Origin of the sequence: Streptomyces sp. NBC_00872, assembly GCF_045161915.1 — a bacterium.
Taxonomy (GTDB): Bacteria; Actinomycetota; Actinomycetes; order Streptomycetales; family Streptomycetaceae; genus Streptomyces.
This window is the reverse complement of the sequence record NZ_CP108806.1, coordinates 3,457,704-3,483,470: the sequence shown is the minus strand read 5'-3', so window position 1 is coordinate 3,483,470 and position 25,767 is coordinate 3,457,704. Positions and strand designations below refer to the sequence as shown.

At 70.7% G+C, this 25,767-nt stretch carries 25 protein-coding genes and 1 pseudogene; 8 read left to right on the top strand and 18 right to left on the bottom strand.

What is annotated here, in order from left to right:
- Nucleotides 1-10: 10 nt before the first annotated feature.
- Nucleotides 11-1,594: a hypothetical protein gene (locus OG214_RS14740; protein ID WP_405984999.1), complete on the bottom strand. Its 1,584-nt coding sequence runs from the start codon at nt 1,592-1,594 to the stop codon at nt 11-13.
- Between the two features lie 541 nt (nt 1,595-2,135).
- On the opposite strand from OG214_RS14740, the gene OG214_RS14735 reads away from it, so the two are divergent.
- The gene (locus OG214_RS14735) at nt 2,136-2,528 is read left to right on the top strand and encodes a hypothetical protein (protein WP_363082007.1); all 393 of its coding nucleotides are present in this window, start codon (nt 2,136-2,138) and stop codon (nt 2,526-2,528) included.
- A gap of 273 nt (nt 2,529-2,801) precedes the next feature.
- Here OG214_RS14735 and OG214_RS14730 read toward each other — a convergent pair whose 3' ends face one another.
- The 6 genes from OG214_RS14730 to OG214_RS14705 all read right to left on the bottom strand — a co-directional run bounded on the left by OG214_RS14730 (nt 2,802) and on the right by OG214_RS14705 (nt 9,065).
- Nucleotides 2,802-4,034 carry a lipase family alpha/beta hydrolase gene (locus OG214_RS14730; RefSeq protein WP_405984998.1) on the bottom strand — a complete coding sequence of 411 codons (1,233 nt, stop codon included), beginning with the start codon at nt 4,032-4,034 and terminating at the stop codon, nt 2,802-2,804.
- A 294-nt stretch (nt 4,035-4,328) separates the two neighbouring features.
- Nucleotides 4,329-4,988, bottom strand: coding sequence for a hypothetical protein (locus tag OG214_RS14725; RefSeq protein WP_405984997.1), 660 nt, complete (start codon nt 4,986-4,988; stop codon nt 4,329-4,331).
- A gap of 5 nt (nt 4,989-4,993) precedes the next feature.
- Nucleotides 4,994-6,532 carry a hypothetical protein gene (locus tag OG214_RS14720; RefSeq protein ID WP_405984996.1) on the bottom strand — a complete coding sequence of 513 codons (1,539 nt, stop codon included), beginning with the start codon at nt 6,530-6,532 and terminating at the stop codon, nt 4,994-4,996.
- Complete coding sequence (locus OG214_RS14715; protein WP_405984995.1) at nt 6,529-7,338, bottom strand: ABC transporter ATP-binding protein; 810 nt, start codon at nt 7,336-7,338, stop codon at nt 6,529-6,531. Before OG214_RS14715 ends, OG214_RS14720 begins: the two co-directional genes overlap by 4 nt.
- A 114-nt stretch (nt 7,339-7,452) precedes the next feature.
- Nucleotides 7,453-8,295 carry a zf-HC2 domain-containing protein gene (locus OG214_RS14710; protein ID WP_405984994.1) on the bottom strand — a complete coding sequence of 281 codons (843 nt, stop codon included), beginning with the start codon at nt 8,293-8,295 and terminating at the stop codon, nt 7,453-7,455.
- A 200-nt stretch (nt 8,296-8,495) separates the two neighbouring features.
- Complete coding sequence (locus tag OG214_RS14705; protein WP_363082001.1) at nt 8,496-9,065, bottom strand: RNA polymerase sigma factor; 570 nt, start codon at nt 9,063-9,065, stop codon at nt 8,496-8,498.
- Between the two features lie 376 nt (nt 9,066-9,441).
- Between OG214_RS14705 and OG214_RS14700 the strand changes: the two genes are divergently transcribed.
- The 4 genes from OG214_RS14700 (at nt 9,442) to OG214_RS14685 (ending at nt 11,765) form a co-directional block, all read left to right on the top strand.
- A complete protein-coding gene (locus OG214_RS14700; protein WP_405984993.1) occupies nt 9,442-10,293 on the top strand; it encodes a Scr1 family TA system antitoxin-like transcriptional regulator in 852 nt (283 codons plus the stop codon).
- The gene (locus OG214_RS14695; RefSeq protein ID WP_405984992.1) at nt 10,283-10,588 is read left to right on the top strand and encodes a DUF397 domain-containing protein; all 306 of its coding nucleotides are present in this window, start codon (nt 10,283-10,285) and stop codon (nt 10,586-10,588) included. Before OG214_RS14700 ends, OG214_RS14695 begins: the two co-directional genes overlap by 11 nt.
- A 352-nt stretch (nt 10,589-10,940) precedes the next feature.
- The gene (locus tag OG214_RS14690) at nt 10,941-11,132 is read left to right on the top strand and encodes a hypothetical protein (protein WP_405984991.1); all 192 of its coding nucleotides are present in this window, start codon (nt 10,941-10,943) and stop codon (nt 11,130-11,132) included.
- Between the two features lie 93 nt (nt 11,133-11,225).
- A complete protein-coding gene (locus OG214_RS14685) occupies nt 11,226-11,765 on the top strand; it encodes a GNAT family N-acetyltransferase (protein ID WP_405984990.1) in 540 nt (179 codons plus the stop codon).
- A gap of 77 nt (nt 11,766-11,842) precedes the next feature.
- Here OG214_RS14685 and OG214_RS14680 read toward each other — a convergent pair.
- From OG214_RS14680 to OG214_RS14665, 4 genes and pseudogenes are all read right to left on the bottom strand, one after another.
- Nucleotides 11,843-11,953 (bottom strand): annotated as a pseudogene (locus OG214_RS14680) (helix-turn-helix domain-containing protein); the annotation flags it as partial.
- Nucleotides 11,954-12,000: 47 nt separating this feature from the next.
- Complete coding sequence (locus OG214_RS14675; RefSeq protein ID WP_405984989.1) at nt 12,001-12,129, bottom strand: hypothetical protein; 129 nt, start codon at nt 12,127-12,129, stop codon at nt 12,001-12,003.
- Nucleotides 12,130-12,276: 147 nt separating this feature from the next.
- Nucleotides 12,277-13,017: an SDR family NAD(P)-dependent oxidoreductase gene (locus OG214_RS14670; protein WP_405984988.1), complete on the bottom strand. Its 741-nt coding sequence runs from the start codon at nt 13,015-13,017 to the stop codon at nt 12,277-12,279.
- 31 nt (nt 13,018-13,048) lie between these two features.
- Nucleotides 13,049-13,876: a hypothetical protein gene (locus tag OG214_RS14665; protein WP_405984987.1), complete on the bottom strand. Its 828-nt coding sequence runs from the start codon at nt 13,874-13,876 to the stop codon at nt 13,049-13,051.
- Between the two features lie 411 nt (nt 13,877-14,287).
- Between OG214_RS14665 and OG214_RS14660 the strand changes: the two genes are divergently transcribed.
- Nucleotides 14,288-16,018 carry an allantoin permease gene (locus tag OG214_RS14660; RefSeq protein ID WP_405987506.1) on the top strand — a complete coding sequence of 577 codons (1,731 nt, stop codon included), beginning with the start codon at nt 14,288-14,290 and terminating at the stop codon, nt 16,016-16,018.
- Nucleotides 16,019-16,093: 75 nt separating this feature from the next.
- On the opposite strand, the gene msrA is transcribed toward OG214_RS14660, so the two are convergent.
- From msrA to OG214_RS14640, 4 genes are all read right to left on the bottom strand, one after another.
- On the bottom strand, nt 16,094-16,759 hold the full coding sequence (gene msrA, locus OG214_RS14655; protein WP_363081994.1) for a peptide-methionine (S)-S-oxide reductase MsrA: 666 nt from the start codon (nt 16,757-16,759) through the stop codon (nt 16,094-16,096).
- 94 nt (nt 16,760-16,853) lie between these two features.
- Nucleotides 16,854-17,897, bottom strand: a complete 1,044-nt coding sequence (locus OG214_RS14650) for a hypothetical protein (RefSeq protein WP_405984986.1) — start codon at nt 17,895-17,897, stop codon at nt 16,854-16,856.
- A 285-nt stretch (nt 17,898-18,182) separates the two neighbouring features.
- A complete protein-coding gene (locus OG214_RS14645) occupies nt 18,183-19,868 on the bottom strand; it encodes a M48 family metalloprotease (RefSeq protein ID WP_405984985.1) in 1,686 nt (561 codons plus the stop codon).
- A 146-nt stretch (nt 19,869-20,014) separates the two neighbouring features.
- Nucleotides 20,015-21,118, bottom strand: coding sequence for a hypothetical protein (locus OG214_RS14640; RefSeq protein WP_363081991.1), 1,104 nt, complete (start codon nt 21,116-21,118; stop codon nt 20,015-20,017).
- 255 nt (nt 21,119-21,373) lie between these two features.
- On the opposite strand from OG214_RS14640, the gene OG214_RS14635 reads away from it, so the two are divergent.
- Complete coding sequence (locus OG214_RS14635; protein WP_405984984.1) at nt 21,374-22,573, top strand: cystathionine gamma-synthase; 1,200 nt, start codon at nt 21,374-21,376, stop codon at nt 22,571-22,573.
- An 87-nt stretch (nt 22,574-22,660) separates the two neighbouring features.
- On the opposite strand, the gene OG214_RS14630 is transcribed toward OG214_RS14635, so the two are convergent.
- The 3 genes from OG214_RS14630 to OG214_RS14620 form a co-directional block, all read right to left on the bottom strand.
- Complete coding sequence (locus tag OG214_RS14630; RefSeq protein WP_363081989.1) at nt 22,661-22,918, bottom strand: hypothetical protein; 258 nt, start codon at nt 22,916-22,918, stop codon at nt 22,661-22,663.
- Nucleotides 22,915-23,481, bottom strand: a complete 567-nt coding sequence (locus OG214_RS14625) for a sigma factor-like helix-turn-helix DNA-binding protein (RefSeq protein ID WP_405984983.1) — start codon at nt 23,479-23,481, stop codon at nt 22,915-22,917. Before OG214_RS14625 ends, OG214_RS14630 begins: the two co-directional genes overlap by 4 nt.
- 238 nt (nt 23,482-23,719) lie before the next feature.
- A complete protein-coding gene (locus OG214_RS14620) occupies nt 23,720-24,283 on the bottom strand; it encodes a MarR family winged helix-turn-helix transcriptional regulator (RefSeq protein ID WP_405984982.1) in 564 nt (187 codons plus the stop codon).
- A 155-nt stretch (nt 24,284-24,438) separates the two neighbouring features.
- Here OG214_RS14620 and ilvA point away from each other — a divergent pair, with 155 nt between their 5' ends.
- A complete protein-coding gene (gene ilvA, locus OG214_RS14615) occupies nt 24,439-25,668 on the top strand; it encodes a threonine ammonia-lyase (protein ID WP_405984981.1) in 1,230 nt (409 codons plus the stop codon).
- Nucleotides 25,669-25,767: the final 99 nt, after the last annotated feature.

The following is a 25,767-nucleotide window of genomic DNA, read 5'->3' as shown; positions in this document are numbered from 1 at the left end:
TACCGCCCCCTCAGGTGGGGATGGGCTTGGTCCGGGTGCAGTTCTTCCATTCGACCCAGGGCCGTGCGCCGCCGTTCTGCGGGCCGGTGGCATAGGTCGGGTCGCCGGTGATCGTCTGCTCCTTGTGCTCATGGGTGATGTCGATCCCGAAGAGCTTGAAGCCGAGGGAGAACTGCCCGACGGAGATGCCGAAGCCGATGCCGAGCGAGGCGTTCCACCAGTCGGTGTTCGCTTTGTAGTCGAGCTTGCTGAGTTTTCCCTTGTCGTGCAGGAGGCGTTCCAGTGGGCTGGCGTCGGGGCCCGGTACTTTCGCGGCGTCGGAGGGGGAGGGCAGTGGGTTGTTCGAGGGGTCGCCGTTGCCGCGGAGCCAGTCCTCTACGGCGGTGCTGTCGGCGTCGTTGTCGAGGATGAGTTCGGCCGATTCGGTGTGTATCTCGGATTCGGTGGTTCCGCCGCCGCCGCCGACGTCGATGGTCACGGGACCGGCGTTGGCTCCTGCCTCGCCTTTGAAGCCGCTGCCGTCGCCGGCTTCCTGGCTGGTGGTGATCACCAGCTTCTCGGGGTGGTGCGGGGTGTCGTCCTCCTCTTCCTGGTCGTAGGCGGCGGCGTCGTAGGTGACCGCGACCTGCTGCATCCTCTCGCCGGTGGCCACGCCTCCCGCGCCGGCTATGCCTTTGACGGTGAAGGTGTAGATGAAGGTGATCTTCCCGGCGTTCTGGCCGGTGTTGTGGCGCATGACCACGACATCCTCGGTCATGGTGCCGGACAGCACCTCGCCGGAGATCTTGCCGAGATCCTTCGGGCCGTCACTCTTGCCCGCGTCCTTGCCGCTCTTGCCGTTGCTCTTGAACTTCCCGCCGAAGCTGACATTGCCGGACGCCTCGGTGGAGGTCTTGGTGATGTCGACGTCCGGCGCCCGCTCCGGTTCGAGATCGGGCTTCTTCTTGCCCGCGTGGTAGCCGCAGATCATGCCGAGTTCGGAGGAACGGGGGCCCGCCGGCCGGCTGTTGCAGTCGTCCATGGCCTTGAGGTACTCGGCGAACTGCTTGGCGTCCGCGAGGTTGGCCTCCAGGTCCGCCTGGGGGTTGTCGCTCTTGTTCCCGTTGAAGAGCCACTGTCCGCCGCTGCCGCTGCCCGCCAGATAGGTGCCGCTCAGCTTGGCGCTGCCGCCCCAGTCCTTCAGCCCCGGAATGCCCGCGGAGATGCTGGCCGTGACCCCGCCCCCGGTCTCGGTGATCCGCTCCAGGGTGACGGTGCCGTCGGACCACTGCTGGAGCTTGACCGTCTCGGAGCTGCTGATCTTGATGAAGAAGATCTGGATGACGACGGTGTCCTTGGTCTGGTCCTGGGAGAGCAGACACTTCGCGGGTTCGAACGGGTCGCCGTTGGGCACGAAGGGATCCCCGTCCCCGCCCCCGCCTCCGCCACCCTCTCCGCCGCCTTCGCCGCCGCCCTCGCCGTCCGCGTAGTCGCCGGTGGCGCAGGCGTCGGACCCGCTCAGCGGGTGGAGTATCCGGCACACCGCGCTCTTCAGCCCGGTCGCCGTGTCGGTCGGCACGCTGACACCGACGATCGCGGCCACGACCAGGGACACGACCCCGACCATCGCGGCGTACTCGGCCCCGCTCTGCCCGCGGTCACTCCACCCCCGGCCGTGCCCATGTCCCTGCCCGTGCCGCTGCCGGAGCCGAAGCCCGTACCGACTGTGGAACCTGCCTGCGCCCTTCACCTGTTCTCCCAGCTCACGCCCTTGTTGCCCCCCGAGCGGACGCAGCCTAAGGACGGTTCGGGGCCCACCCGCAGGGCCCACGGACCCACTGGAGGGCCCAGGCAGGGCCGACCTGATAAGCGTTCATTTGTCGGTTGATCAATGACCCCCTCGGGGCCGCCTGCTGTCTTCCGCGCCGGCCCCGGGGCCGGTTTCCCGTACGACACGGCCCGCGCTCAACTCCAGCCGCGTGCCCGTGAAACCGGCCGTTGGAAAAGTGCGTGACTCTATGCGACTCCTCCCGTTTGACCCCTTCAGCACATTGAGTGGTTCTTATGCGCTTTTGCTGGCAAGTATCGGATCCCCCCGTACGGTCATACCGCTCTACCTGCACTTTTCCTGACATGGACGACAGAGGGGTATGCACGTGAACAAGAGGATGCGAGTGGCCGGGATCACGGTGGCCGGCCTGTGCGCCGCTGGTCTCGCCGTGGCCGGTGGGATGGCGATTGCCGCGCCCTCGGGCTCTCAGGCGCCCTACGCCCAAGCCGGCGCCTTGGTCAAGGCCGACGGGACGGTCGCGCACTCCAAGGGCGTCAGCGCGGTGACGAAGCCGGCGGGTCACACCTACTGCGTCGAGATCAGCAGCGAGGACGTGGACCTGTCCAGGGCCATCGTGGCGGCCACGCCTCGCGACGGCATCGGCTACACCGTCCGCGCGATCGCGGGGGGATGCGCGAACGGGAAGGGCGTCCTGGTGGGCACCTACGACGCCAACGGCGGTGGCAAGGCCACGGCGTTCTACCTCGCCGTGCTGTGAGCTGAGCACGCACTCCCCGCGACGGGGGAGGCCCGGCGCACTTCGAAGTGACGCTCTCGGTCCATCCGGGCCCGCACATGACGTCGGCCTTCAAGACCTGGTGGTGGTCCTGAAGGCCGGCGTTGTCGTACGAGGAGATGCCTGCCCGGCATCGGCGGGCCGAATGGTCTGTACCGGAATGGCACGCGGCCACCCGCCCGGCGGCGAGAGCTCCGGGCGGGCGGCCGGACTACCGGCCGGATCACCGACTGGATCAGCGGCGATGACGCCGTGTCAGTTCGGAAGCCGCTTGATGATCCACTCGCACAGTTCCTGGGTGATCGCGGTGTGCGGGGTGGTGGTCGAGGACCAGAAGATCTCGTCCAGCTCACTTTCCTCCAGGTCGATCGCGGCGACCTTCGCGTACAGGTCCTCCTGCTTGTCGATGTCGCGGATCGCCACCGCGCTGACGGTCGGGACGAAGCAGATGGCCTCGTGCCGCAGGTCGACCTTGCCGCCCTTCGCCACCAGTTCCTCCGCCACGATCTTGTAGGAGGCGAGCGTGCCGCCCGGTGCGCCGTCCAGCTCGGGGTAGCCGCTGGTGGTGACCGTCTTCGAGGCGAGTGGGAGCAGCCGCTTCAGCTGGGCCACCGTGGCGTTCTCGTCGGCGGCCTGGGTGTAGAAGGTCGTGCCGGGGAAGGCGATCAGGCCCGTACTTTTCAGCGCCATCTCCCCGGGGGGCACGTCGAGGCCGGTGCCGTCGCCGGTGCCGTTGGCCACCGCGATCTTGATCGGGATCTGCGGCCAGCGGCCCATGCGGTCCAGGTCATCCAGCAGCTCGGTACGCAGCGGGTCGGTCTCGCCCCGGCCGGTCTCGCTGTCGTAGTGGCGCCAGAGCATCTGCCGGGCCGCGGGGCTGTTCATCTGCTCGGCGAAGGCGTTGTCCTGCGGGATGAAGTGCGCGAACGCCTGAAGGCCGATCGGGATCACGGCGCCGCGATGCGGGGTGTCGTAGGAGAAGTACAGCGCGGTCTGGTGGTCGATCCGCTGCGTTTCCAGCTTGGCGAGCGCGTAGCGGGTGACCAGGCCGCCCATGCTGAAGCCGCCGACGGTCAGCCGGTCGTCACCGACGCGCTCCCCGAGGGTGCGCATGACCGCGGCGATTACGGTCTCGGCGTTCTTCTGGATCGGCGCGGTGCGCTCGTCGAACCCGACCAGGATCACGGTGCGCCCCTGCTTGCGCAGGGCGCTCAGGAACTTGTACCCCCCGCCGTCCAGGCCCTGGGCCAGCCACTGCAGGTCGCTTCGGCCGAGGTTGAAACCGTCCGCCATGATCACCGGCTTCTGGACGGAGTCGGTGCCCTCGCCGTAGTAGACCCAGGCGAAGCCGTTCGGCAGTTCCCACTCCGTGTCGCGCTGCTGCACCGGGACCTGGATGGGCGGCTCCGAACTCAGCGGATCCGCCGCGATCAGCTTGCCGCTGATCTGCTCCGCCTTGGCGTCCTTGCCGTCCTGGGCTCCGGACATGGGCAACTCCTTCTGACTACGCGCACGGCTCAGCGGTCCGGCCAGGCCGGACGCGCGGCGGTGCGGGGGGATACGCGATGACGGCCCATCATGTGCACACGCAGCGCATTGGATCGATTACATACCGCCGCATTCGCTCGTTAGCGGGAACCCTCGGCAGCTGCGTTTGGACCGAAACAGCGACTGGTGCGATGCGATGTGACCCCACGCGATGTGGTGCGGTGTGGTGCGCTACTACGGCGCGAAGGAGCAGGGCGCCCGTCTCGCGCGGGCTCAGCATCTCTCGACGGCTCGTCAGCGCCGGGGACCCGCGAGCGCGTAGACGAGCCCGCCGCCGACCGCCAGCACGGCCGAGGTCCAGGAGGCGGCCGGGGTGCCGGACGGCTGGAGCATCCAGGTCGCCACCTGGGCGGGCACTCCGCCGGAGACCGGTACCGGTACGAAGAACGCGGTCAGGCACCAGCCGAACGGCACCGTCCAGGCGTACCGGCCGCCCCACACCGCCGCCCCGATCGCGGCGGCGCCCGCCGGCCCGGCGCTGTTGCGTACGGCGTACGCGACCGGGACCGGCTCGCCGCCCGGCGCCGACAGCACCGACAAGGCCGACAGGGCCAGCAGTACGGCCACGGCGAGCGCGGCGATGAGCAGCACGTGCGCCGCGCGCCGGGGTGCCCAGCGGATCGCCGCCGTACGGTCCAGCGCGAGGTCCTGCCCGCTCAGCCCGGTCGAGGCCACCGCCACCACCGAGGTCAGCAGCAGGGCCACCATCCTCGGATCGCCGGATGTCCCGCTCCGGGGGAGCGACCATATGAAGACGGCACAGACGAGCACGGCGGTGAGCGAGACGGGGACCTGCCGGGACCGCGCGTAGAGCACCGGCCACCGGACGCCCCGCGCCAACGGCCCTGCGGGGGACGGGTGTTCCCGCGACTCCGGCCCGTCCCCCGGCGTCATGTCCCTCACCTCGGGCCGTCCTCCCCCAGCACCGTCAGCAGATCGCCCTCGCAGCTCAGCGCGGCCGTCCGCAGCGCCGCGATCCGCTCGCGCTGCTCGTCCGCCGGCAGCGCGCGCAGCGTCTCCCAGGCGGGCCCGGCGAGCTTGCCCGCCCCGGCCCCCAGCGGGCCCGTGCCCCGCAGGGGCTTGAGGTCGCCGAGGAACCAGGCCGCGGCCACCGTGCGCGCGGCCACTTCGCGTACGGCCTTGGTCTCGTCGTAGCGCTGCTCCTCCTCCTCGGTCGGATACGTCCTGAGCGGTACGACACAGGGCGCGGTACCGGCCCCGGCCAGCAGACCGCGCAGGACCTCGTCCTTCGGGGCGCCGCTGAGCGCCCGTGCCTCGAAGTCGACGGGAACGAAACCGGCGGGCTGCGGCGGCGCCTGCGGCTGCCATACGCCGGGCGGCCACACGGGGACCGTCTCGCGCACCGTGGACGGCGGGTCCGGCAGGGCCGCCAGCAGCCGCAGCGCCTCCTCGGCGGGGCCCTCGGGACCGGCGATCGCGGCCAGTTCGCGTTCGTGCAGACGCGTGACACAGACCGGGCCCTCGCACACCAGCGCCGTCGCCGCCTTGTCGATGACGTAGTCACGGTCGTGGCTCGCGGGCAGGAGCGGCACCGCGACCGCCGCACTCAGCACCACCGGCAGGAGCGCCAGCAGCCGGGCACGACGGTTCCCCGCCACCAGCAGCAGGAAACCCGTGGCGGCGAGACCGAGCAGCCACACCGTCTGCCCGGCGTTGACACGCCAGGCGACGGTCAGGAACGCGCTGTGCACCTCGGCCAGCGACGGCGACAGCAGAACGATCCGGTTGGGGAACATGTCCTTGGTGACCGCGTCATGGACGAGGATCACGGCCATCAGCGACGCCATCGTGAGCGCGGGCGGGGTGAGCGCGGACGGCAGGGTCCTGGCGATCCCCATCCCCAGCCAGGCGCCGGCGACCAGCGCCAGCGCCCCGACCGCCAGGATGGGCAGCCAGCGGAGATGCGCGTACCCCTCGTTGCCGATCACCTGGACCCCGCCGTAGAGGAAGACCAGCACATAGGCGGTGGCGAGGGCCAGCCCGAGCGCGCCCGCCGTCCTGGCCGCGCGCTGCCACGGCGGGCGCGGTGTGGTGCCGATGAGTTCCGTCATACCGGAACGGTGGTCCCGCAGCCCCTGCACGGCCCCGGCGGCCACGGACAGCGGCCACAGGAACGCCATCAGATACCGCTCCCACCAGGCGGCGGACGTCCACTGCGCGGTCCAGGACTCGGCGTCCTCCGCCCACGGTCCGCCGCTGAAGAGCTGGAGCAGGGCGAGCGAGCCGAACAGGAGGAGCGCGCTCAGCCACAGGCCGCTGGAGCGGCGGAGTTCGATCCGCAGGATCCGCCCTCTGCGCGGGGCCTTGGGGTTCTCGGTGCGCGGCGTCCGGGTCGGGTTGTCCGCGTACGACGGCTGTGTCGACGGCTGTGTCGATGGCTGTGGCGACGGCTGTGGCTGTGGCTGTGTCGAGTTCACCAGGTACCCCTTCCGGGCTCGGAGCCCATGAGCAGCGCCGCGTATCCACGTTCGATCGGGCTGTCGCCCGGGTCGTCCGGCCCGCCCGCGTCGGCGAGCTGGTCCGGTGTGCCGCTGAACACGGTCCGGCCGTCGGCCATGAGCAGTACGTCCGTACAGGCCGCCGCGACGTCCTCGACGAGATGCGTGGAGACGACGACACAGCTGTCGGTGCCGAGCTGGTGGAGCAGTTCGCGGAAGCGCAGGCGCTGGGCGGGGTCGAGTCCGGCCGTCGGCTCGTCGAACAGCAGGATCCGCGGGTCGTTGACGATCGCCTGCGCGATACCGGCACGCCGCACCATGCCGCCGGACAGCGTCTTCATCCGGTGGTCGGCGCGGTCCGCGAGCCCGACGCGCTCGACGGCGCGCTGTACCGCGCCGGGGATCTCCGCCGCCGGGACCTCCTTGAGCCATGCCATGTACTCGATGAACTCGCGGACGGTGAAGCGCCGGTAGTACCCGAACTCCTGCGGCAGATAACCGATCCGCCGGCGCAGTTCGCGGCGGCGGTTCTGCGCTCCGGCGGGAGCGCCGAGCAGTTCGAGGGAGCCGTCGGCCGGCCGCAGGACCGTGGCGAGGGCACGGATGAGAGTGGTCTTCCCGGCGCCGTTGGGCCCGAGCAGCCCGTGCACCCCGGTGCCGAGGGTCAGGTCCAGACCGTCGACGGCCAGCTTGCGGCCCCCGGCCCGTACCTTGAGCCCTTCGGCGTGGATCTCCCAGGCGTATGCGGTGGGCGCCACTTCGGCAGCGGTCACGCCGCGTGTCATGTCGTCACTTCCTCGGTCATGGGTGAGGAACCTTCCGGTGGTTGGCGGTTGGCGGTTGGTATTGGTGGCGCGGGGAGGGGCGGGCGCGGGTGGCGCGGGGTGCCGACGGGCGCCTCAGCGGCGCGCTCCGAGCAGGGAGTACGCGCCCCTGCGGACGATCACGACCGCCAGGCCGAGCGCGAAGACGGCGGCCCACACGGGGAGGGCGTCCGTCTGGAGGGTGAAGGGCGTACGGTCCGCGAAGGGCATACGGCTCACGGCCACGGTCGGCGCCACGATCACGACCACCCACGCCAGCACCAGTCCGGCCGCCGCCCGGGTCACCCCGACCAGCCCGCCGAGCGCGAGCGTGCCGGTGGTGAAGGCCAGACAGGGCAGCAGCCACTGCGCGATGCCGGTACCGGTGATCCAGCCGGCGAGCGTCAGCAGCGAGATCACCACGACCAGTACGGACGTGGTGCGCCGGAGCACCAGGGGGAGCCCGGCACGCGGTGTCCCCGCGGTGAGTTCGTACGCCGGGTCGAGACCGCGCGCCCAGGACGCGGCGACGCCCAGTACGGGCAGTACGGGGGCGAGAAGGAGGACGAAGTCGAATCCCGGGCCGTTCGTCTGGTCGAACAGGATGGCGAGCAGGGTGATGAGGACGGTCGTGCACACCCACGGCACCATCACCGGAGAGGCCCAGGCCAGCAGAGGCAGGGCCCAGCGGCGGCGCCTGGGCATGGGGGCGGTCGTGGGCAGCAGCGGCGCCAGCTCGGACCAGACGCCGTCGACGAGCGCGCTCACGGTGGGCGCCGTGCTCTCCACGGCGGCGGCGAGCCGGGCCCGGCAGAGCGCGCAGGATTCGAGGTGGGCTTCCAGCGCCCAGATCTCGTCGCCGGGGATGGCGGTGTCGCCGCGTGCGTAGCGGGTGATGAGCGGCTCGGAGGCGTGGTGCGCGTCGGGCGTGCGGCTCACGTCGGACGCCCTGCGGCGCCTACGGACCCGGTCCCGGCCCGCGCCCCAGCCCCGGCCCGAGCCCGCGCCCGACCCCGTACCCGACCCGGAGCTTGACCCCGGCCCTGAGCCCGAGCCTGATTTCGACCCCGACCCCGACGCCGACCCCGAGCCCGACCCCGCGCCTGACCCCGAGCCCGCGCCCGTACGCTTGTTGGTGCTCATGAAAGTGCCTCCCGCATGGCTCGCCGTGCCCGACGGGCGCGGGTTTTGACGGTTCCTTCCGGCAGACCGAGCAGAACGGCGGTCTCCCGTACGGTGAGCCCGTCGAGCACCATGGCTCGCAGCACGTCGCTCAGTTCGGGCGCGAGCCGCCGCAGGGCGTCACCGACCTCACCGTCGACGGCCGCCGCGAGCACCTCGTCCTCGGCGGCGGGCGCGACGGTACGGGCGGTCCCGGCGGCCATCGCGTCGGGAAGGCGTGCGTGGTGCGCGCGGCGGCGGAACGCGTCGACCAGACGCCGGGCGGCGATCGTCCACAACCAGCCGACGGCCGTACCGCCGACCGCCGCGCCGGCGAACGCGTCGGCGGCACGCCACACCGCCAGATACGTCTCCTGCATGACTTCGGCGACGATCTGCTCGTCCGCACACCGCCGCCGCAGCCGCACGGTCAGCCAGGGGGCGGTGCGCCGGTACAACTCCTCGAACGCGGCGCGGTCGCCCTTGGCGACGAGCCGGACGAGTCCCTCCTCGTCCAGCTCAGCGAGTGTCCTCCTGCGTGATCCCACACCGGCAAGACGTTCGGAGAGGCCGCCAGGTTTTCGTACGGGTGTGCTCTGCGTCACATACCGCGAGTGCCGCGTGGGTCGCTGACGGTTCGTCGGCGGATCGCTCCCGTGCCCGACAAAGGGGCCAACTGGCCTGGAACCAAAGCCAGTAGGTCTGGTGCCCCGGATCGCGGCTCTGCCAAGATCGCAGCCCCTACGAACGAGGCGGATCCTGACCGAACCGCGTCCCGGCCCCGCTGAGGGTCTGCCCCTCAGCGGGGACCACGCACCTCGTGTGCTTTCTGTGATGAATCGATTACGGAGTGGCAGATCGGCGCGTACGCTGCGACAGGGGGTCATGGCTCGACAAAGCGCGTGACAGGAAAGGGGCGTTGGAATGACGCAGGAGGAGAAGCGCGGAGAGAAGCGTGACGCGCGGGAGTATCTGCCGCCGCGCAAGCACTTCGGACAGGAACTGCGCATCGCGCGTGAGGCCGCAGGGCTGACACAGCAGCAGCTTGGCGAGAGCGTGGTCTGCCACGCCACCCTTCTCGCCCACTTCGAGGCGGGCCGCCGTATGCCGCGCCCTGACGACGCACAGCGCATCGACCAGGTGCTGGGCACGGGAGGGCGGTTCTACCGGATGCTGCGAACTCTCGACGAAGCCAAGTACGCAGCACATTTCCGCGAGGCGGCCGAGGCGGAGCGGTTGGCGACCGCGATCCATCAGTACGCGGTCTCGTTGGTCCCCGGCATTTTCCAGACGGCGGATTACGCCCGTGCCGTGTACCGGTCGGGGGAGCCCAACCCCAATCCGAAGAGGATGGACGAGTTGGTCGCCGGCCGAACTGCGCGCCGACAGTTGCTGGACAACCCGGAGACTCCCGTGACCTGGGTCATCCTCAGCGAGACAGTCCTGCGGACCGTCGTTGGTGGTCCCGCTGTAATGGCTGAGCAACTGCGCGACCTCGCAAGGCTGATGCGAGCTGACAGGATCTTCTTGCAGGTCGTCCCGTTCTCCGCCGGAGCCCACGCGACCATGAGCAGCATGGTCACCCTGATGAGCTTCGACGATGCCCCCGACATGGCCTACGTTGAGGGCGTGTTCACCGGGAACTTGTTCGACGATCCGCACCTCGTGCGACGGCTTCGTCAGGCATACGATTTGACCAGGGCCGCCGCGTTGCCGCCAGCGGCATCCCTCACCCTGATCGAATCGGTAGCTGAGGAATACGAAGATGACTGTTAGCCGCATTCCCAAGGCGTCCGTCCTCACTGGCTGGCGCAAGTCCAGCTACAGCGGTCCGGACAACGGTGATTGTGTCGAGGTGGCGGACACCATCACCGCGCCGCTGCTCGCTGGCTGGCGCAAGTCCAGCTACAGCAACCCGGACGGCGGCAGTTGCGTCGAGGTCGCGGACGGCGTCCCCGGCATCGTCCCCGTCCGGGACAGCAAGAACCCCGACGGCCCCGCCCTCGCCGTCCCCGCGCCCGCCTGGTCGTCCTTCATCGGCTCCCTCACCGAGGGAGCCCTGAGCGCCTGACCGTTCACGCGCCCGGCTCTCATGAGCCCCCTTGTCCCAAAGGGCAGGTGGGGCTCAGCACTCTGCCGCCGCCTGCTTGGTTCCGAAAACCTCGGGCAGTTGACAGCCGTCGCGTCATGAACACCTGTCTGGTCTCTGCGTGGGAGCAGTGCGACGTGGATGGATGGCTTCACCCCGCCCGCGCAGGGGCCGCGCCCCTTTGAACGTCTGTTCATCACCAAGGCGGTTCGCCGTGTCCAAAATGGGACGGCACTCGCTACACGACGGTGGATCACTCCAGTGATGTAACTCCCTTCTCGCTGTTCGGGAACGCGTCGCCGGACGCTCCACCGTCGATTCCGCACCGCGCGATGTGACCACGGGTGAGTACGACTGGGCTAAGGAACTGGCCGGTCAGTGGCCGACGGACTTCGTCCTGGTGGAGATGGTGCGGGACGAACCAGTCCGCGTCACCGCCGGTCCGTGCGGGACGACACCGCTCTACCTCGCGCACGACGACACGAGCTTGTACGGCTCCTGGGACATGGCCGACCTGCTTCTGTGACGTGTGTCAGGTTCTCTCCGCCGGAGGCCCGGCCACCGACCTCTCGCTGTGGGAGGCTGCTCTGCTGGAAGAAAACGCACGGAGGTCTCACCCATGTACGTCATGCGCCTGGCCACGGTGGCCGACGGTCCCGGAGTCGCCGCCATGATCCGCTCCCGTTCCACCTGGCTTGAGGAGCGCGACATGCCGAGCTGGCGTGACAGCGCGGACAACCTCGCGGCCCAGGCGGAGAACTCCCACGGAGGCATGTGGGTGCTGGAGGACGATGCGTCCCGCATCGTGGGCTGCACCACCGTGCAGGAGGAAACGCCTCCGTGGGGCTGGACGCCCGAGGAACTCGCCGAGCCGGCTCACTACCTCTTCACCACGGTGACCGATCCGGCGTACCGCGAGCACAAGCCCGGAACGCTCATCGCCCTTTGGGCGGTGGACCGGGCCGCGCGTGAGGGCAAGCGGTGGGTCCGGCGGGGATGCATGTTTCCCGGCCTGGTCGACTACTACCGGACTCAGGGATTCGCTCTGCTGCACGAGGTGCAGCGCACGCGAAACCGCGTGTACCTCATGGCGCGACGCGCGGAACGGATCGCGGAACTGGAGCGGATGTTCAAGGGTGGCGATACGCACGCCTCTTGAGTGAGCCGTGCCATAAGCGCGGTATCTCCGCCCGACGGCCCGGTGCGCTGCCCGGACGTGCGAGGTGCCCGGACGCTGGGCCGGACCTTACCGTTCTCGATCCGGCTCACTTTGGACTGTGACATATTGCAGCGCGCGGCGAGTCGATCTCCGGAGAGGCCGGCCCGCTTGCGGAGGTCTTTCAGCACGGGGGCCAAGTCCTGTTGCGACCGTCCGAACTGCTCCGGCTCGAACGTCACTCCTTTACGTACTCCAGAAACGGCACGGACTCGGCCACGGCGATCCGCTGGTACTCGATCTGCCCGCATTCCCCGTTGCCGTTGCCGTTACGGGTGAGACGGATGAGCCCCGTACGTTCAGACATGCCAAACCCCCTGGTCTAGAAGCCCACGGTCTCGGTTGGGCCCCGTATACAAGACCGTAGGGGGGCCGGGCGCGGGCGTCCATGCGGACTCGCGACTATGCGCGTTGTCGCATAAAAGGTGGCTCGGGGGCGGCTTCGAGGGGGGGATTACCTCCCGCCGGAGACCCTCAGGACCGTGCCCGTGGTGTACGAGGCGTCCGGCGACAGCAGCCAGGCGACGGCGGCGGCGATCTCGGACGGCTGGCCGGGGCGGCGGAGCGGGATCTCGGGGGCGGCCTTGGCCGGGCGGTCGGGGTCGCCCATCGTGGCGTGCATCTCGGTTTCGATGACGCCGGGGGCGACGCCGTTGACCCTGATGCCGGCCGGGCCGAGTTCCTTGGCCAGACCGACGGTCAGCGCGTCGGTGGCCGCCTTGGTCGCGGCGTAGTGGACGTACTCGCCGGGGCTGCCCAGCGTGGCCGCCGCGGAGGAGACGTTGACGATGGAGCCGGTGCCGAGGGCGGTCATGTCCTGGGCGGCTCGGCGGCAACAGAGCAGGTAACCCATGAGGTTGACGTCGACCACCCGCCGCAGGTCCTCGGTGCGGACGTCGGCGAAGCGGCCGAGCGGGCCTGTGACCCCGGCGTTGTTGACCAGGCCGGTCACCGGCCCGAGTTCGGTCACCGCCGTGTCGAACAGCCGCTCCACGTCCGCCTCGTCGGACGTGTCCGCCCGTACGGCCACACAGCGCGCCCCCGCCGCCCGCACGGCGTCCGCGACCAGCTCGGCCGCCGCGCCGTTGCTGACGTACCCCAGGACCACGTCATGCCCGTCGCCCGCCAGCCGGACACACGTCGCCGCGCCGATTCCCCGACTGCCGCCGGTGACGATGGTGACCGGACGTGACATGCGCTCTCTCCTTATCGGGTGCGTACGGTCGTCAGGAGGGCGAGGGCGAGCGTGAGGGCGGCAGACGGCGGATCCGGTTCAGACGTCCCGCCAGCAGGTCCTCGTGAGGGAGGACGAAGTCGCCGTTGGGCAGGGGGCGTTCGCCGAAGTACGTGCCCATGACGGTGCCGGGGAGAAAACCGCGCAGTTCGTGGCGCATACGGGGCGGATAGCCGACGGGCTCGCCCCAGCCGGCCGGAGCCTCATCGGTTCCGTACAGGACCCAGTGATCCGCGGACACCTTGCCCTTGAGGTCCGGTGGCTCTCCGGTGTGACAGTCCAGGGCGGGCAGGGTCAGCCGGTCGGGGAACATGGGTTCGTACCACATGAGCAGTGGCTTCGCCTGTTCCGCTTCGGCGTTGTCGAAGCAGCACACCGCGATGGGGTACCCCGGGTAGTGGTCGGCGTAGAACTCCAGCAGCAGGGGGTTGAGACGGGGACGCCGGTGCGGCGGGACCCGCGCGAGGGCGGCGGGCAGCAGGGTCGGGTCGGTGGCGAGGAGCACGGTGTAGATGTCGTGGTCGAACACCTCGACCCGTTCGCCGTCGTCCCAGCCCATCCACGCGATGTCGGACCGCGTACCGGCGGCGACGGGTCGTACGGCGTCGACCATTCGGTGCAGTACATCCGAACCGCGCCCCACCGAGAGGAAGTTCTCCCTGCTCATCCGCCGCGCCGGGAGATGGAGCAGCATGGCGTTGGGGCCGTCGGCGAGATTCACCGCGGTGTTCTGATAGCCGAGCACATGGACCAGCCCATGCACGTCGTGGCGCAGCCGCCCGGCGTACAGGGTGGTGCCGGCGAACTCTGCCTGATCCATGGACACGCACATGAGCCCAAGCTAGCGCCGCCGCCCGCCGGTCCGCGCGCGACTTCTCGCACGGGCGGGTGCGGGCGAGCTGTGCGGGCGGGTGCGGGCGGGTGCGGGCGGGCGCTCTCGGGTCACTCGGGTGTGTTGTGTCGGGTGCCGAGAGTAACCGGAAACGGTTCCTTCACGTGCCGAGCGCGGGCAGGAAACAGGTTCTGACTAGTGTCCGCGCTCATGACACGGGGTCATGGCTGATCCGTCCCAACTCCTCCCACCGCTCCCGCACTTGCGCCGTACGGACGACCCCCGCGGTGCGCCCCGCGTGTACCGCGTACAGCCTGCCCGGCCGGTGACGAGCATCGCCCTGAACAGTCCCACCTCACTCTCCCCAGGAGGCGCGGCATGAGCAGCGAGCCACAACTGATGGCGCCCGGCAGCGGTCAGGAGCCCCCGGCGCCGGAGACAGGGACCGGTCCGGCGGGGCCGGTAGGTCCGGCGGGGTCGGCCGGGCCCGAAGATCTCACGGGTCCCACGGGGGCTGCCGGGCCCGCCGCCAGCGAGACTCTGGAGGACTACACCCTCCGCTTCGCGCCCCGCAGTTACCGCCGCTGGACGCCCATGGTCGTGGCGACCACCGCGCTGGGCGGTATCGCGTACCTCGCCGACTTCTCCATCGGCGCCGGCATCGGCTTCACCCACGGCACCGGTAACGCGCTGGCCGCGATCGCTCTCGCGGCGGCCGTCATCTTCGTCACCGGCTTCCCGCTCGCGTACTACGGGGCCCGGTACAACATCGACCTGGACCTGATCACCCGTGGTTCCGGATTCGGCTACTACGGGTCCGTACTGACCAGCGTCATCTTCGCCAGCTTCACCTTCATCTTCTTCGCCCTCGAAGGCTCGATCATGGCGCAGGGGCTGAAACTGGGGCTGGGCCTGCCCCTGTGGGCGGGCTATCTGGTCTCCACGCTCATGGTGATTCCCCTGGTCATCTACGGGATGAAGGCGCTCAGCAAGCTCCAGGTCTGGACGACGCCCATCTGGCTTCTGCTGATGGCGGGACCGCTCATCTATCTGATCGCCACCGACCCCGGCACGGTGGACCGCTGGCTCTCGTACGCGGGCACCGACGGCGAGGGGGCCGTCAACACGGCCTCGGTGCTGCTGGGCGCGGGCGTGTGCCTCTCGCTGATCGCGCAGATCGGTGAGCAGATCGACTACTTGCGCTTCATGCCGCCCAAGACCGAGGCGAACCGCCGTACCTGGTGGACGGCCGTGATCATGGCAGGTCCCGGCTGGGTGGTCCTCGGGGCGCTCAAGCAGGCCATGGGGGTGTTCCTCGCCGTCTACGTCCTCTCCGAGGTGGGACCGGCCGCCGCCACCGAGCCCATCCAGCAGTTCCGGGGCGCCTTCGACGCGATGATGCCGTCCTGGCTGGTCGTTCCGCTGGCGGTGGTCCTCGTCGTGATCAGCCAGATCAAGATCAACGTCACCAACGCCTACTCGGGCTCGCTCGCGTGGACCAACTCCGTCACGCGCGTCACCAAGCACTATCCGGGCCGGATGGTTTTCGTCCTGGTCAATCTGCTGTTCGCGCTGATCCTGATGGAAGCGGACATGTTCAGCTTCCTCAACAGCATCCTGGGGTTCTACTCCAACTGCGCGATCGCCTGGGTGGTGACCGTCGCCACCGACATCATGGTCAACAAGTACCTGCTCAAACTCTCCCCGCTCATACCGGAGTTCCGCAGGGGGATGCTGTACGCGGTCAACCCGGTCGGTGTCGTGGCCTTCACCGCCGCCTCGGGGCTGTCCATCGCCATGTACTTCCATGTCCTGGGCGACGCGCTGCAACCGTACTCGGCGGTCGCCGCCGCCCTGATCGCGTTCGTTCTCACCCCGCTGATGGCGATCGTCACCAAGGGCCGTTACTACCTGCGGCGCACCGACGACGGTATCGACGAACCGCTGCTCGACGCCGACGGCAACCCGAGCGCGGTGCCGTACGAGTGCCACGTATGCCACCAGGAGTTCGAACGCCCCGACGTGGCCGCCTGCCTTACGCATGACGCGATGGTCTGCTCGCTGTGCCTCAGCACGGACAAGGCAGGCGTCCACCTGCTGCCCGCCGGGCTCGCGGACCGCGTCTCCTGACACACCACTGGCCGGCGGCACAGCCCGATGCTGTCTGCCGCCGGCTCAGTCGGGCCCAGTCGGCTCGGCCGGGGCTCAGCCGGTGGTCTTGGCCACGCCGATCGGGCAGGAGACGCCCGTGCCGCCGATCCCGCAGTAGCCCGCCGGATTTTTGTCCAAGTACTGCTGGTGATATGCCTCGGCCGGATAGAAGGTGCGGCCCGTCGAGGGGAGGATCTCCGTGGTGATCGTGCCGTAGCCGGAGTCCTTCAGGACCTGCTGGTAGGCGTCGCGGGAGGTGTCCGCGGCTTCGGCCTGGGCGGGGGAGTGGGTGTAGACCGCCGAGCGGTACTGGGTGCCCACGTCATTGCCCTGGCGGAAGCCCTGGGTGGGGTTGTGGGACTCCCAGAAGAGCTTCAGCAGCTCGGCGTACGAGATGACCTTGGGGTCGTAGACCACGCGGACCGCTTCCGTGTGGCCCGTGAGGCCGGAGCAGACCTCTTCGTAGCTCGGGTTCGGTGTCGTGCCGCCCTGGTAGCCGACGAGCGTCGTCCAGACGCCGTCCTTCTGCCAGAACGTGCGCTCGGCGCCCCAGAAACAGCCCATACCGAAGTCGGCGACCTCCAGGCCCTCCGGGTACGGACCGAGCAGCGGGTTGCCGAGGACCGTGTGGCGGGAGGGCACCGGGAAATCGCGCTCGGGGCGGCCGGGCAGGGTCTGCTCCGGGGTGGGGAGCTCGGGGGTGCGGCGGGTCAGGAACATCTCAGGTCTCCTCGGCTGTGGGGTCCTGCTCTCTCCAACGTACCGGCCCCCTCGGACATTCCGTAAAGCCGTCCGGACCGGGCCCGCGCCCGCCTCACCTCGACTTGCGGACCGCCTCCTCCCGGTGCGCCGCATAGAGCTCCTTGCTGTTGTAGTAGCGCCACGGCAGCGCGTCCACATAGCCGTCCACCAGCCGGAACTGCTCCACCGCCGCCTCGTACCTGCGCTGCTTGACCAGGAAGTACGCGAGCAGATGCCGCAGCTCCGGCAGGCGCGGATGGCTCTCGTCGGCCGCCGCCGCGTCGGCCAGGGCCGCGTCCACCAGAGAGGTCAGCTCCGGACCGCGGTACGTCGACGGCTTCGCCGGCTCGTCCAGGTGCGCCTCGAAGAAGACGATCAGCGGGAACGCCGTCATCAGCGTCCCGGGTGCGGCGCCCTCCGCCGCGCGCGCCGCGAAATCGTGGGCCTGCTCGTCCGAGCCGCGCCACTTCGCGCACCAGTACTGGAGGGCGCTGAAGTGGGCCTCGTAGTGGTGCGGGGCGCGGGCCGTCACCTCCGCCCAGAGCCGGTGCATCTCCTCGTCCGGATAGCCGAGGCCGAGCGCGGTCCAGATCTCGGTGAGATACGGGGTCGGGTCCTGCGGATTGAGCTCCGCGGCGCGGGCCAGCTCACCGCGCGAGCGGGACAGCGTGCGGTGGAAGCCGTCGAACTGCTCACGGCTCGTACGGACGGCGCGGGCCGCGCCCCGCAGCTCCCACGCGAGGCTCACGGTGCTCCGGGCCCGGACGATGGCCGCGTCCGGATCGGCCGGGCGGGTCTTCTCCCAGGTGAGGAGCCAGCCGTCGTCCTTGGCCGCGAGGGTACCGAGGTCGAACGCGTACATCGAGCGTCTCTCCCAGTCCGTACCGACGGCCGCGAGGAGTTCGGCGGCGGGCCGCCAGTCGCCGGACCGGACACCGGCGAGCGCGCGCAGCAGTTCGGGCGCGGGCGGTGCGCAGTGGTCGTCGTCGAGCTGTTCCACGGGCAGGAAGCCGAGTTCGGCGGAGCGGGCGGACGGTTTGACGGTGGCGGGCGGGACGGGGGAGCCGGCGCGGCGCGTCTTGAACCAGTAGTAGACGGCGATCGTCGCAAAGATCACGGGGAGCAGGCGGACCATGGGAATCCGATCAAAGGGATGGGGATGGAGATGGCTACGGGGACAGCGACGGGGATGACGAGGATGGGGAACCAGGGATGCGGAAGGACGGGGCGGACGGGGCGCGGAAGGACCGGGGCGCCGACCGGACGCCGACCGGACGCCTCAAGGCGCCCCAAGACGCTCAGCGCGCCTCAAGGCGCCTCAGGACGGTCAGGACGCTCGACGTGCCTTGAGACCTCAGGACGCTCGACGTGCCTTGAGGCGCTCGACGTGCCTTGAGGCGCCTCAGGACGCCAGCAGCTTCCGCAGCGGCGCCGTGTCCGGTGCGTCCGCCACCGCCGCGTCCAGCGCCGCCGGCAGCGACTCCTCGTAGCCCGCCGGCATCCGCAACCGCGCGGACTCCGTCCATGAGAGCTGCCAGTGCGCCCGGCCGCGCCGGATCAGGTCGCTCGTCACCAGGTGCGACAGGCCCCGGCGCAGCGCCGGGCGGGCGAACTCGCGCGCCACACGGCCCGTCGCCGCCCGCGCCTGCTCGGACTTCGGCAGCCGGTCGGCCACCTCCCACAGCGCGCCCCCGTCGATCACGTCCAGCAGCGCGGACAGCGAGGACGAAGGGGAGGACGAGGATGGGGACGAGGACGAAGAGGGGGACAAGGATGGGGACGCGGACGGGGACGCGGACACAGACGGCCGTGCCGCAACCGCGCTCGGCACCGCCACCGCCGCCATCGCCTCCCGCAGCGGCTCCGCCAGGCGGTCCGCGTACACCGCCATCGACTCGTGCACGAGCTGCGGCCACTCCGCCCGCTGCATCGCCAGCGCCTCGGGCGTGAGCACCACCTGTTCGAGCGCGGCGAGGGCCTCCTCGGGCGAGCTCAGCAGGCCGAGCGACGGACGCGTCGGTTCCGAGGCGCGCCCGTCGTCGGGCAGCGCCTCGATCCTGGCGACCCGCTCGGCGATCGGCGGGTGCGAGTCGTACGGCGACGACGTCTCCGTCGGCAGCTCGCGCCGCATCGTGTCCAGCTCCTCATGGCGCGCGGCCAGCAGATGCCGGATACCGCCGAACACCTCGCCCCGAGGCGGCAGCAGTCCCGCGCCGACGCCGAGCGTCGCGTACGACCGCATGTAGAACTCGTGCGTGGCGTCGAGCACCGGGATCTCGCGCAGCGCCGAGGCCGTCGCGTCACGCCCGGCGATCCGGGCGGCGGCCAGATCGGCCGCCAGTTCCTGGCGGCGCGAACCCGACTCGGTGGCGCGGACGTAGAGCTTCGCGTACGCCGTGTAGAGCCTGGCCATCGTGCGGTAGGTGACGCCCGCGCCCCAGGTGTCGACCTCCTTGGCCTTCTTGCCCTTGGCCAGCGCCTTGGCCGCCTTCTTCTCCTGCCTCGCCCGCTCCTTGGCGGCGGTCCTCCCCGCCCGCTCCTCGAAGTGGGCGACGGTACGCAGCACTTGGAACCGGCCGCGTACGGTGATCGCCGCGAGCCGGGTGTCCGCGTTGCTGTAGTGGCCGAGTTCATGGGCGAGTACGGCCCGTAGCTGAGCCTCCGTCAGCCCGGCCATCAGCGGCAGCCCGAGGAAGAGCCGGCGCCTGCCGCCGACCAGACCCAGGCAGCGGGAGTCCTCGCTGACCGCCGCGTTCGTCTCGCCGACGAGGACGATCTCGTCGGGCGCCCGTGTGCCGACCTGCTCGGCGAGGGTACGTACGGTCGCCCAGAGCCGGGGCTCCCGCGCCTCCGTGACCGGCAGACCGGCGACGTCCTCGTTCTTCGGCGTACGGAGCAGGAACATGCCGCGGACGACCGGGATCGCGAGGAGCGCGGTGATGATGTAGAGCTTCCCGTACACGGAGGCCGGGGCCCAGAGCGTCGCGGCCCAGTCGAGGGCGGCGAGGGCCCCGAGCAGGATGAGCCCGAACAGATAGAAGCCGGTCAGCAGGACGAGGGCGCGCAGAGCGCGCAGAGTTGCGCCCATCGGACAGATTCCCCCCACAGGAAAATGAGCATGACAGTGTTGCGTGGGGGGACCGGGAGTATGTCGCACCACAGGTCGGCGCGGCAAAGTGAATACGGCGGCGGTGAACGCCGGTCGACGGCGGATGGCGCGGTGGACGGCAGGGCCTACCGCGGCAGCGTCGCCGGGTTTCCGCCGTTCGCCTCGTACCCCGCCACCGCCAGCGCCCGGTACACCGCGTACACCTGCGCCGGGTCTCCTTCGAGCGTCCACGGCAGCGCCCCGACATGCCCGTCCACCTGTACGAGCTGGTTCATCGCCTCCGCCCAGCGCTCCTGCCGTACGAGGAAGAGGATCAGCAGATGCCGTGCATGCGCGAGCATCGGGTCGTCGGGCCGTGCCGCGTGCACCGCGAAGAGCGCGCCCTCCACCGCCTTGCCCACCACCGCGCTCTGGTAGAAGCCCTGCACCAGATTGACCTCGGGCAGATGCTCGTACACCGCGAACAGCGGCAGCGCCGCCAGCAGTGAGCCCCGCGGGGCGCGCGCCGCGGCCGTCGTCGCGAAGTGGTCGGCCTCCTCGCGCGAACCGTGCCACTTCTCGCACCAGTAGTGCAGCGCGGCGAGATGCGCGCCCATGTGCGCCGGGGCGCGGTCGATCACCTTCGCCCAGAGCTGGTCGAACCGCTCGTGCGGATAGGCGAGCCCGCGGGCCACGGCCAGCTCGGTGATGTACGGCACCGGGTCGCCGGGCGCCAGCAGGGCCGCCTCGCCGCAGACCGTACGGGCCTCCTCCAGGATGATCCGGAAGTCGTCGGTCCCGGCGGCCGAGGACCGCCAGGCCTGCTGCACCAGGAACTCCGCGTGCACCGCGGCGCCGCCCGCGTCCTTCGGCGCGTCGGAGCGCCAGGCCCGCAGCCAGGCGCCGCCGACGCCGGGCCGCCGCTGGAGCTCCAGCGAGGCCGCTCCGGCGAACGCCTGGACGCGCTGCCAGCGCACCTCGCCGTCCTTGCCGGTGCCCGCGAGCAACTGCGCGGCGGCCCGCCAGTCCTGGGTGTGCTGGACGACATCGAGCACGTCGAGGAGATCCTGGTCCGGGCCGGGCAGCCGGATGTCCAGCTCCTCCTGGAGCACGAAACCGTACGCGGCCGGATCGGCGGCGTCGGGCGAACCGGGGGCGACCTGGCGGATACCGCCGCGGCGGCGCATGACGTACGGGCCGATGACCGCGGCCAGCAGGCCCGTCGCGATCAGGAACCAGAGAATCTCCATGGCCCCATTGTCCCGGACGCCGCACGGCGCGTACCCGCCCGGTGCGCACGCCTGTCCGGCCCTCCGGGGCCGCCCCCGGTCGGGCCCCTCTGTCCGGCCACCTCCGTCGGCCACCGTGCCCGGTCACCGTGCTCGGCCACCGAGCCCGGCCGCCCGCCCCGGCCGGCCGCCCGTCGGGTCACCCCGGCCGGTCACCCCGGCCGCCGCGCCGCGCGTGTGCCCGGTGCTCCGCGACCGGCGCTACGCTCGGGCCTCATGAGCCACCAGCACACCAGCGAGCAGTACCCCGGCGAGCACGAGCACGAGTTCCCGCACGAGCACCATCGCTTCGAGACTCTCGCCATCCACGCGGGCAACACCGCCGACCCCCTCACCGGCGCGGTCGTGCCGCCGATCTACCAGGTCTCCACCTACAAGCAGGACGGAGTGGGCGGGCTGCGCGGCGGTTACGAGTACAGCCGCAGCGCCAACCCCACCCGTACCGCGCTGGAGGAGAACCTCGCGGCGCTGGAGGGCGGCCGGCGCGGACTCGCCTTCGCGTCGGGTCTCGCGGCCGAGGACTGCCTCCTCCGTACGCTGCTGGCGCCCGGCGACCATGTCGTGATCCCGGACGACGCCTACGGCGGCACCTTCCGGCTCTTCGCGAAGGTCCTCTCGCGCTGGGGTGTGGACTTCTCGGTCGCCCACACCTCCGACCCGGCGGCGGTACGGGCCGCGCTCACGCCTCGTACGAAGGTCATCTGGGTCGAGACCCCGTCGAACCCGCTCCTCAACATCACCGACATCGCGGGTCTGGCCGGGATCGCGCGTTCGGCCGGGGCGAGGCTTGTCGTCGACAACACCTTCGCCAGTCCGTATCTCCAGCAGCCGCTGGCGCTGGGCGCGGATGTGGTCGTCCACTCGACGACCAAGTACATGGGCGGTCACTCGGACGTGGTGGGCGGCGCGCTGATCGTCGACGACACCGAGCTGGCGGACGAACTGATCTACCACCAGAACGCGATGGGCGCCGTCGCCGGGCCGTTCGACGCGTGGCTGGTGCTGCGGGGCATCAAGACGCTCGCCGTGCGGATGGACCGCCACTGCGAGAACGCGACGCGGATCGCGGAGATGCTCACCAAGCACCCCCGGGTCTCGAAGGTCCTCTACCCGGGCCTGCCCGACCACCCCGGCCACGAGGTCGCCGCCAAGCAGATGAAGGCGTTCGGCGGGATGATCTCCTTCCGGGTCGACGGCGGGGAGGAGGCGGCGGTGGCGGTCTGCGACCGCGCGAAGCTCTTCACGCTGGGCGAGTCCCTGGGCGGCGTCGAGTCGCTGATCGAGCACCCCGGCCGGATGACCCACGCGTCGGCGGCGGGCTCGGCGCTGGAGGTGCCGTCCGACCTGGTCAGGCTGTCGGTGGGCATCGAGTCGGGAGACGATCTGCTGGCGGACCTCCAGCAGGCGCTGAGCTAGCTAGGGAGTGTCCGGGGAGTGTTTCGAAAGGCCCTGTCCGAGCAGGGTCTTTCGCTCCACCCTCCAGCGCCCTACCACTCCAGCGCTCTACCACTCCAGCGGCGGAGTCGTCTCGACGGGCGGCACGGTCCACGGGTGGGCCACGGACGCCCAGACCGTGAAGACGACCACGGCGACGAACAGCAGCGTCCACAGCACCCGGTGCACGGCGCGGCGGCGGTGCAGCAGCCGTACGCCGAGTTCGGTGGCGCGCGGTACGAGATCGCCGGGCACGGCGGGCCGGCCCGCCTCCAGCATGCGCCGTACCTCGGCGGACTTGCGGTCGCGGTGCTCGTACCCGCTCATGACCGCGCCTCCCGCGGTGGCACGGCCCCTCCGAGGGGACTCCCTGCGAGGGAACCCCCTGCGAGGGGACCCACCGCGCCCACCGCGCCCACCGCGCGGGGGCCGGGCGCCGGGCGGCGGACGGTCTTCTGCCGCAACGTTCTCATCGCGCGTGCGCAGATCGTGTGGACGCGCTCCACCGGGAGGCCGATCAGGGCCGCCGTCTGCTCCTCGGCCACGCCCTCGTACAGCCGCAGGACCAGTACGACCCGCTCCTGCGGACCCAGCCGGGCCAGGAGACCCGTCATGGGGCGGCGCCGGCGGGGGTGCCAGGCGGTGCGGGCGAAGCGGAGGGCGAGATCCTGGCGGGTGTGGTCGTACGGGTCCTCGCCGCGCAGCCGGTCCCAGTCCGCGTACGTACGGGCCAGCGCGGCGATCAGCAGACGCTGGGCGCGCGGCGCCGCGTCCGGGGGCTCGCCCGTGAGCAGCGCCGCCGCATGCAGCAGCCGGCCGCCCGCACCCGCGGCGAACGCCTCGAACTCCAGGGCGCGGCGGCGATCAGTGGCAGTCCGCCGCTCTCGCACGTCCTCAATAGACGCGCGTCGGCGGGCCACGGTCAAGAGTGCCTTTCAAGCACAGGCCGGTCATGAGCGGGTCGGCCGGAGCGGCCGGTCATGACCGGGTCGGCCATGAGCCGGCGGCCATGAGCGGGCCGGTCACGATTCCCGGCCGCCGGGGGCGGCCACGGGCGGGCCGGTCAAATACCGCCCCCGGCCGGTCACATGCCGCCCCCGGCCGGTCAAGCGCCGCCCCCGGGACGGGCTATGAGTCCCCGGCCGCGTCCCGGCCGTCCGAATCGCCCTCGCCCTGCGGCAGTCCGGCCGCCCGCGCCGACAGCGCCCCGTTGAACCGGGTCAGCAGTGTGGTGAAGGACTTCCGTTCGTCGGCCGTCCAGCCGCCCGTGACCTGTGCCATCAGTTCGCGCCGCGACGAGCGGACCTCCTCCAGCCTGGCCAGTCCGCGCGCCGAGAGCTGGAGCACGACCGCACGGCCGTCCTCCGGGTGCGAAGTACGTTTGACAAGGCCGGTGTCCACCAGCGGTGCCACCTGCCGGGTGACCGTGGAGGAGTCGATGCCCATGCCCGCGGCCAGGGCCTTGACACCCATCGGGCCCTCCTGGTCGAGCCGGTTGAGCAGCAGATACGCGGCGCGGTCCATGGAGTTGCGGACCTGGCCGACACCGCCGAGCCGGGTCTGTTCGGCCCGCCGGGCGAAGACGGCCACCTGGTGCTGGAGTGCATCGAGGAGGCCGGCGTCACCCAAAGGTTCGGAGGCCATCTCCCTGGAGGCCGACGCAGCGGAAGTCATGTCCTGAATGGGGGGCATGGCTGGGGGCTCTCTGGTGCGGGGGTCGGTTGGTGGGGGACAGAGTACGCGTGGATGACCCCGCCCGTACCCGGGCTGCGCAAACCCATGGGCAGGGATTCACGGTCGGCGGTCATGGACAGCCGCCGACCCGGTGAGCTGCGAGACTGACATCCATGAGCTTCGGTACGTCGCGCCCCGTGCGTCCCCTGATCCTCGATGACATCAGAGGGGCGCAGAAGATGCTCTCCGGCGTCGCGAGGACGACCGCGATGGAGGGCAGCAGATATCTGAGCCGGCTCGTCGGCGCCCCCGTCCATCTCAAGTGCGAGAACCTCCAGCGGACCGGTTCGTTCAAGCTGCGCGGCGCCTATGTGCGGATCGCGGGTCTCTCCCCGGAGGAGCGCGCGGCGGGTGTCGTCGCCGCCAGCGCGGGCAACCACGCCCAGGGCGTCGCGCTCGCCTCCACCCTTCTCGGGGTGCGGTCGACGGTGTTCATGCCGCTCGCGGCGCCCCTGCCCAAGATCGCGGCCACCCGTGACTACGGCGCCGAGGTCCGGCTGCACGGACAGGTGGTGGACGAGACCCTGGCCGCCGCGCAGGAGTACGCCAGGGACACCGGCGCGGTCTTCATCCACCCCTTCGACCACCCGGACGTCATCGCCGGACAGGGCACGGTCGGGCTGGAGATCCTGGAGCAGTGCCCGGAGGTACGGACGGTCGTCGTGGGGATCGGCGGCGGCGGGCTCGCCGCGGGGATCGCCCTCGCCGTGAAGTCCGTACGCCCCGAGGTGCGGGTGATCGGGGTGCAGGCGGAGGGTGCCGCCGCGTATCCCCCCTCGCTGCGCGCGGGCCGGCCGATGTCGGTCGAGACCCCGCAGACGATGGCGGACGGCATCAAGGTGGGCCGCCCCGGCGACATACCGTTCCAGATCGTCCAGGAGCTGGTCGACGAGGTCCGCACGGTCTCCGAGGACGAGCTGTCGAGCGCGCTGCTGCTCTGTCTGGAACGGGCGAAGCTGGTCGTGGAGCCCGCGGGGGCGAGCCCCGTGGCCGCGCTGCTCAGCGATCCGGGGGCCTTCCAAGGGCCGGTGGTGGCGGTGCTCTCCGGCGGCAATGTGGACCCGGTGCTGATGCAGCGCGTCCTGCGGCACGGGATGGCCGCCGCCGGGCGGTATCTGAGTCTGCGGGTACGGGTGACGGACCGGCCGGGCGCGCTCGCGACCATGCTCACCGTGCTGTCGGTGGCCGACGCCAATGTGCTCGATGTGAGCCATGTGCGGACCGATCCGCGGCTCGGGCTGGCGGAGGCGGACGTGGAGGTGCATCTGGAGACCAAGGGTCCGGAGCACTGCGCGGAGGTCGAGGCGGCGCTGCGGACGGCGGGTTACGCAATCCTCTTGTGAGTCGCGATGTATCGCGTTAGTGTTCCGGTCCTGGCGTGCCACGACCGTACTCCGGCAATGCTCGGGCATGGGACGACCAGCGAACCTAAGCTCTGCATA

What these genes read in the sequence shown, in the direction of transcription:
- OG214_RS14675 (WP_405984989.1), bottom strand. Translation starts at nt 12,129, where the DNA reads ATGTCTGAACGTACGGGGCTCATCCGTCTCACCCGTAACGGCAACGGC.
- OG214_RS14620 (WP_405984982.1), bottom strand. Translation starts at nt 24,283, where the DNA reads ATGCCCCCCATTCAGGACATGACTTCCGCTGCGTCGGCCTCCAGGGAG.
- OG214_RS14715 (WP_405984995.1), bottom strand. Translation starts at nt 7,338, where the DNA reads ATGACACGCGGCGTGACCGCTGCCGAAGTGGCGCCCACCGCATACGCC.
- msrA (WP_363081994.1), bottom strand. Translation starts at nt 16,759, where the DNA reads ATGTTCCTGACCCGCCGCACCCCCGAGCTCCCCACCCCGGAGCAGACC.
- OG214_RS14670 (WP_405984988.1), bottom strand. Translation starts at nt 13,017, where the DNA reads ATGTCACGTCCGGTCACCATCGTCACCGGCGGCAGTCGGGGAATCGGC.
- OG214_RS14695 (WP_405984992.1), top strand. Translation starts at nt 10,283, where the DNA reads ATGACTGTTAGCCGCATTCCCAAGGCGTCCGTCCTCACTGGCTGGCGC.
- OG214_RS14645 (WP_405984985.1), bottom strand. Translation starts at nt 19,868, where the DNA reads ATGGGCGCAACTCTGCGCGCTCTGCGCGCCCTCGTCCTGCTGACCGGC.
- OG214_RS14700 (WP_405984993.1), top strand. Translation starts at nt 9,442, where the DNA reads ATGACGCAGGAGGAGAAGCGCGGAGAGAAGCGTGACGCGCGGGAGTAT.
- OG214_RS14660 (WP_405987506.1), top strand. Translation starts at nt 14,288, where the DNA reads ATGGCGCCCGGCAGCGGTCAGGAGCCCCCGGCGCCGGAGACAGGGACC.
- OG214_RS14640 (WP_363081991.1), bottom strand. Translation starts at nt 21,118, where the DNA reads ATGGAGATTCTCTGGTTCCTGATCGCGACGGGCCTGCTGGCCGCGGTC.
- OG214_RS14630 (WP_363081989.1), bottom strand. Translation starts at nt 22,918, where the DNA reads ATGAGCGGGTACGAGCACCGCGACCGCAAGTCCGCCGAGGTACGGCGC.
- OG214_RS14665 (WP_405984987.1), bottom strand. Translation starts at nt 13,876, where the DNA reads ATGGATCAGGCAGAGTTCGCCGGCACCACCCTGTACGCCGGGCGGCTG.
- OG214_RS14685 (WP_405984990.1), top strand. Translation starts at nt 11,226, where the DNA reads ATGTACGTCATGCGCCTGGCCACGGTGGCCGACGGTCCCGGAGTCGCC.
- OG214_RS14635 (WP_405984984.1), top strand. Translation starts at nt 21,374, where the DNA reads ATGAGCCACCAGCACACCAGCGAGCAGTACCCCGGCGAGCACGAGCAC.
- OG214_RS14725 (WP_405984997.1), bottom strand. Translation starts at nt 4,988, where the DNA reads ATGACGCCGGGGGACGGGCCGGAGTCGCGGGAACACCCGTCCCCCGCA.
- ilvA (WP_405984981.1), top strand. Translation starts at nt 24,439, where the DNA reads ATGAGCTTCGGTACGTCGCGCCCCGTGCGTCCCCTGATCCTCGATGAC.
- OG214_RS14730 (WP_405984998.1), bottom strand. Translation starts at nt 4,034, where the DNA reads ATGTCCGGAGCCCAGGACGGCAAGGACGCCAAGGCGGAGCAGATCAGC.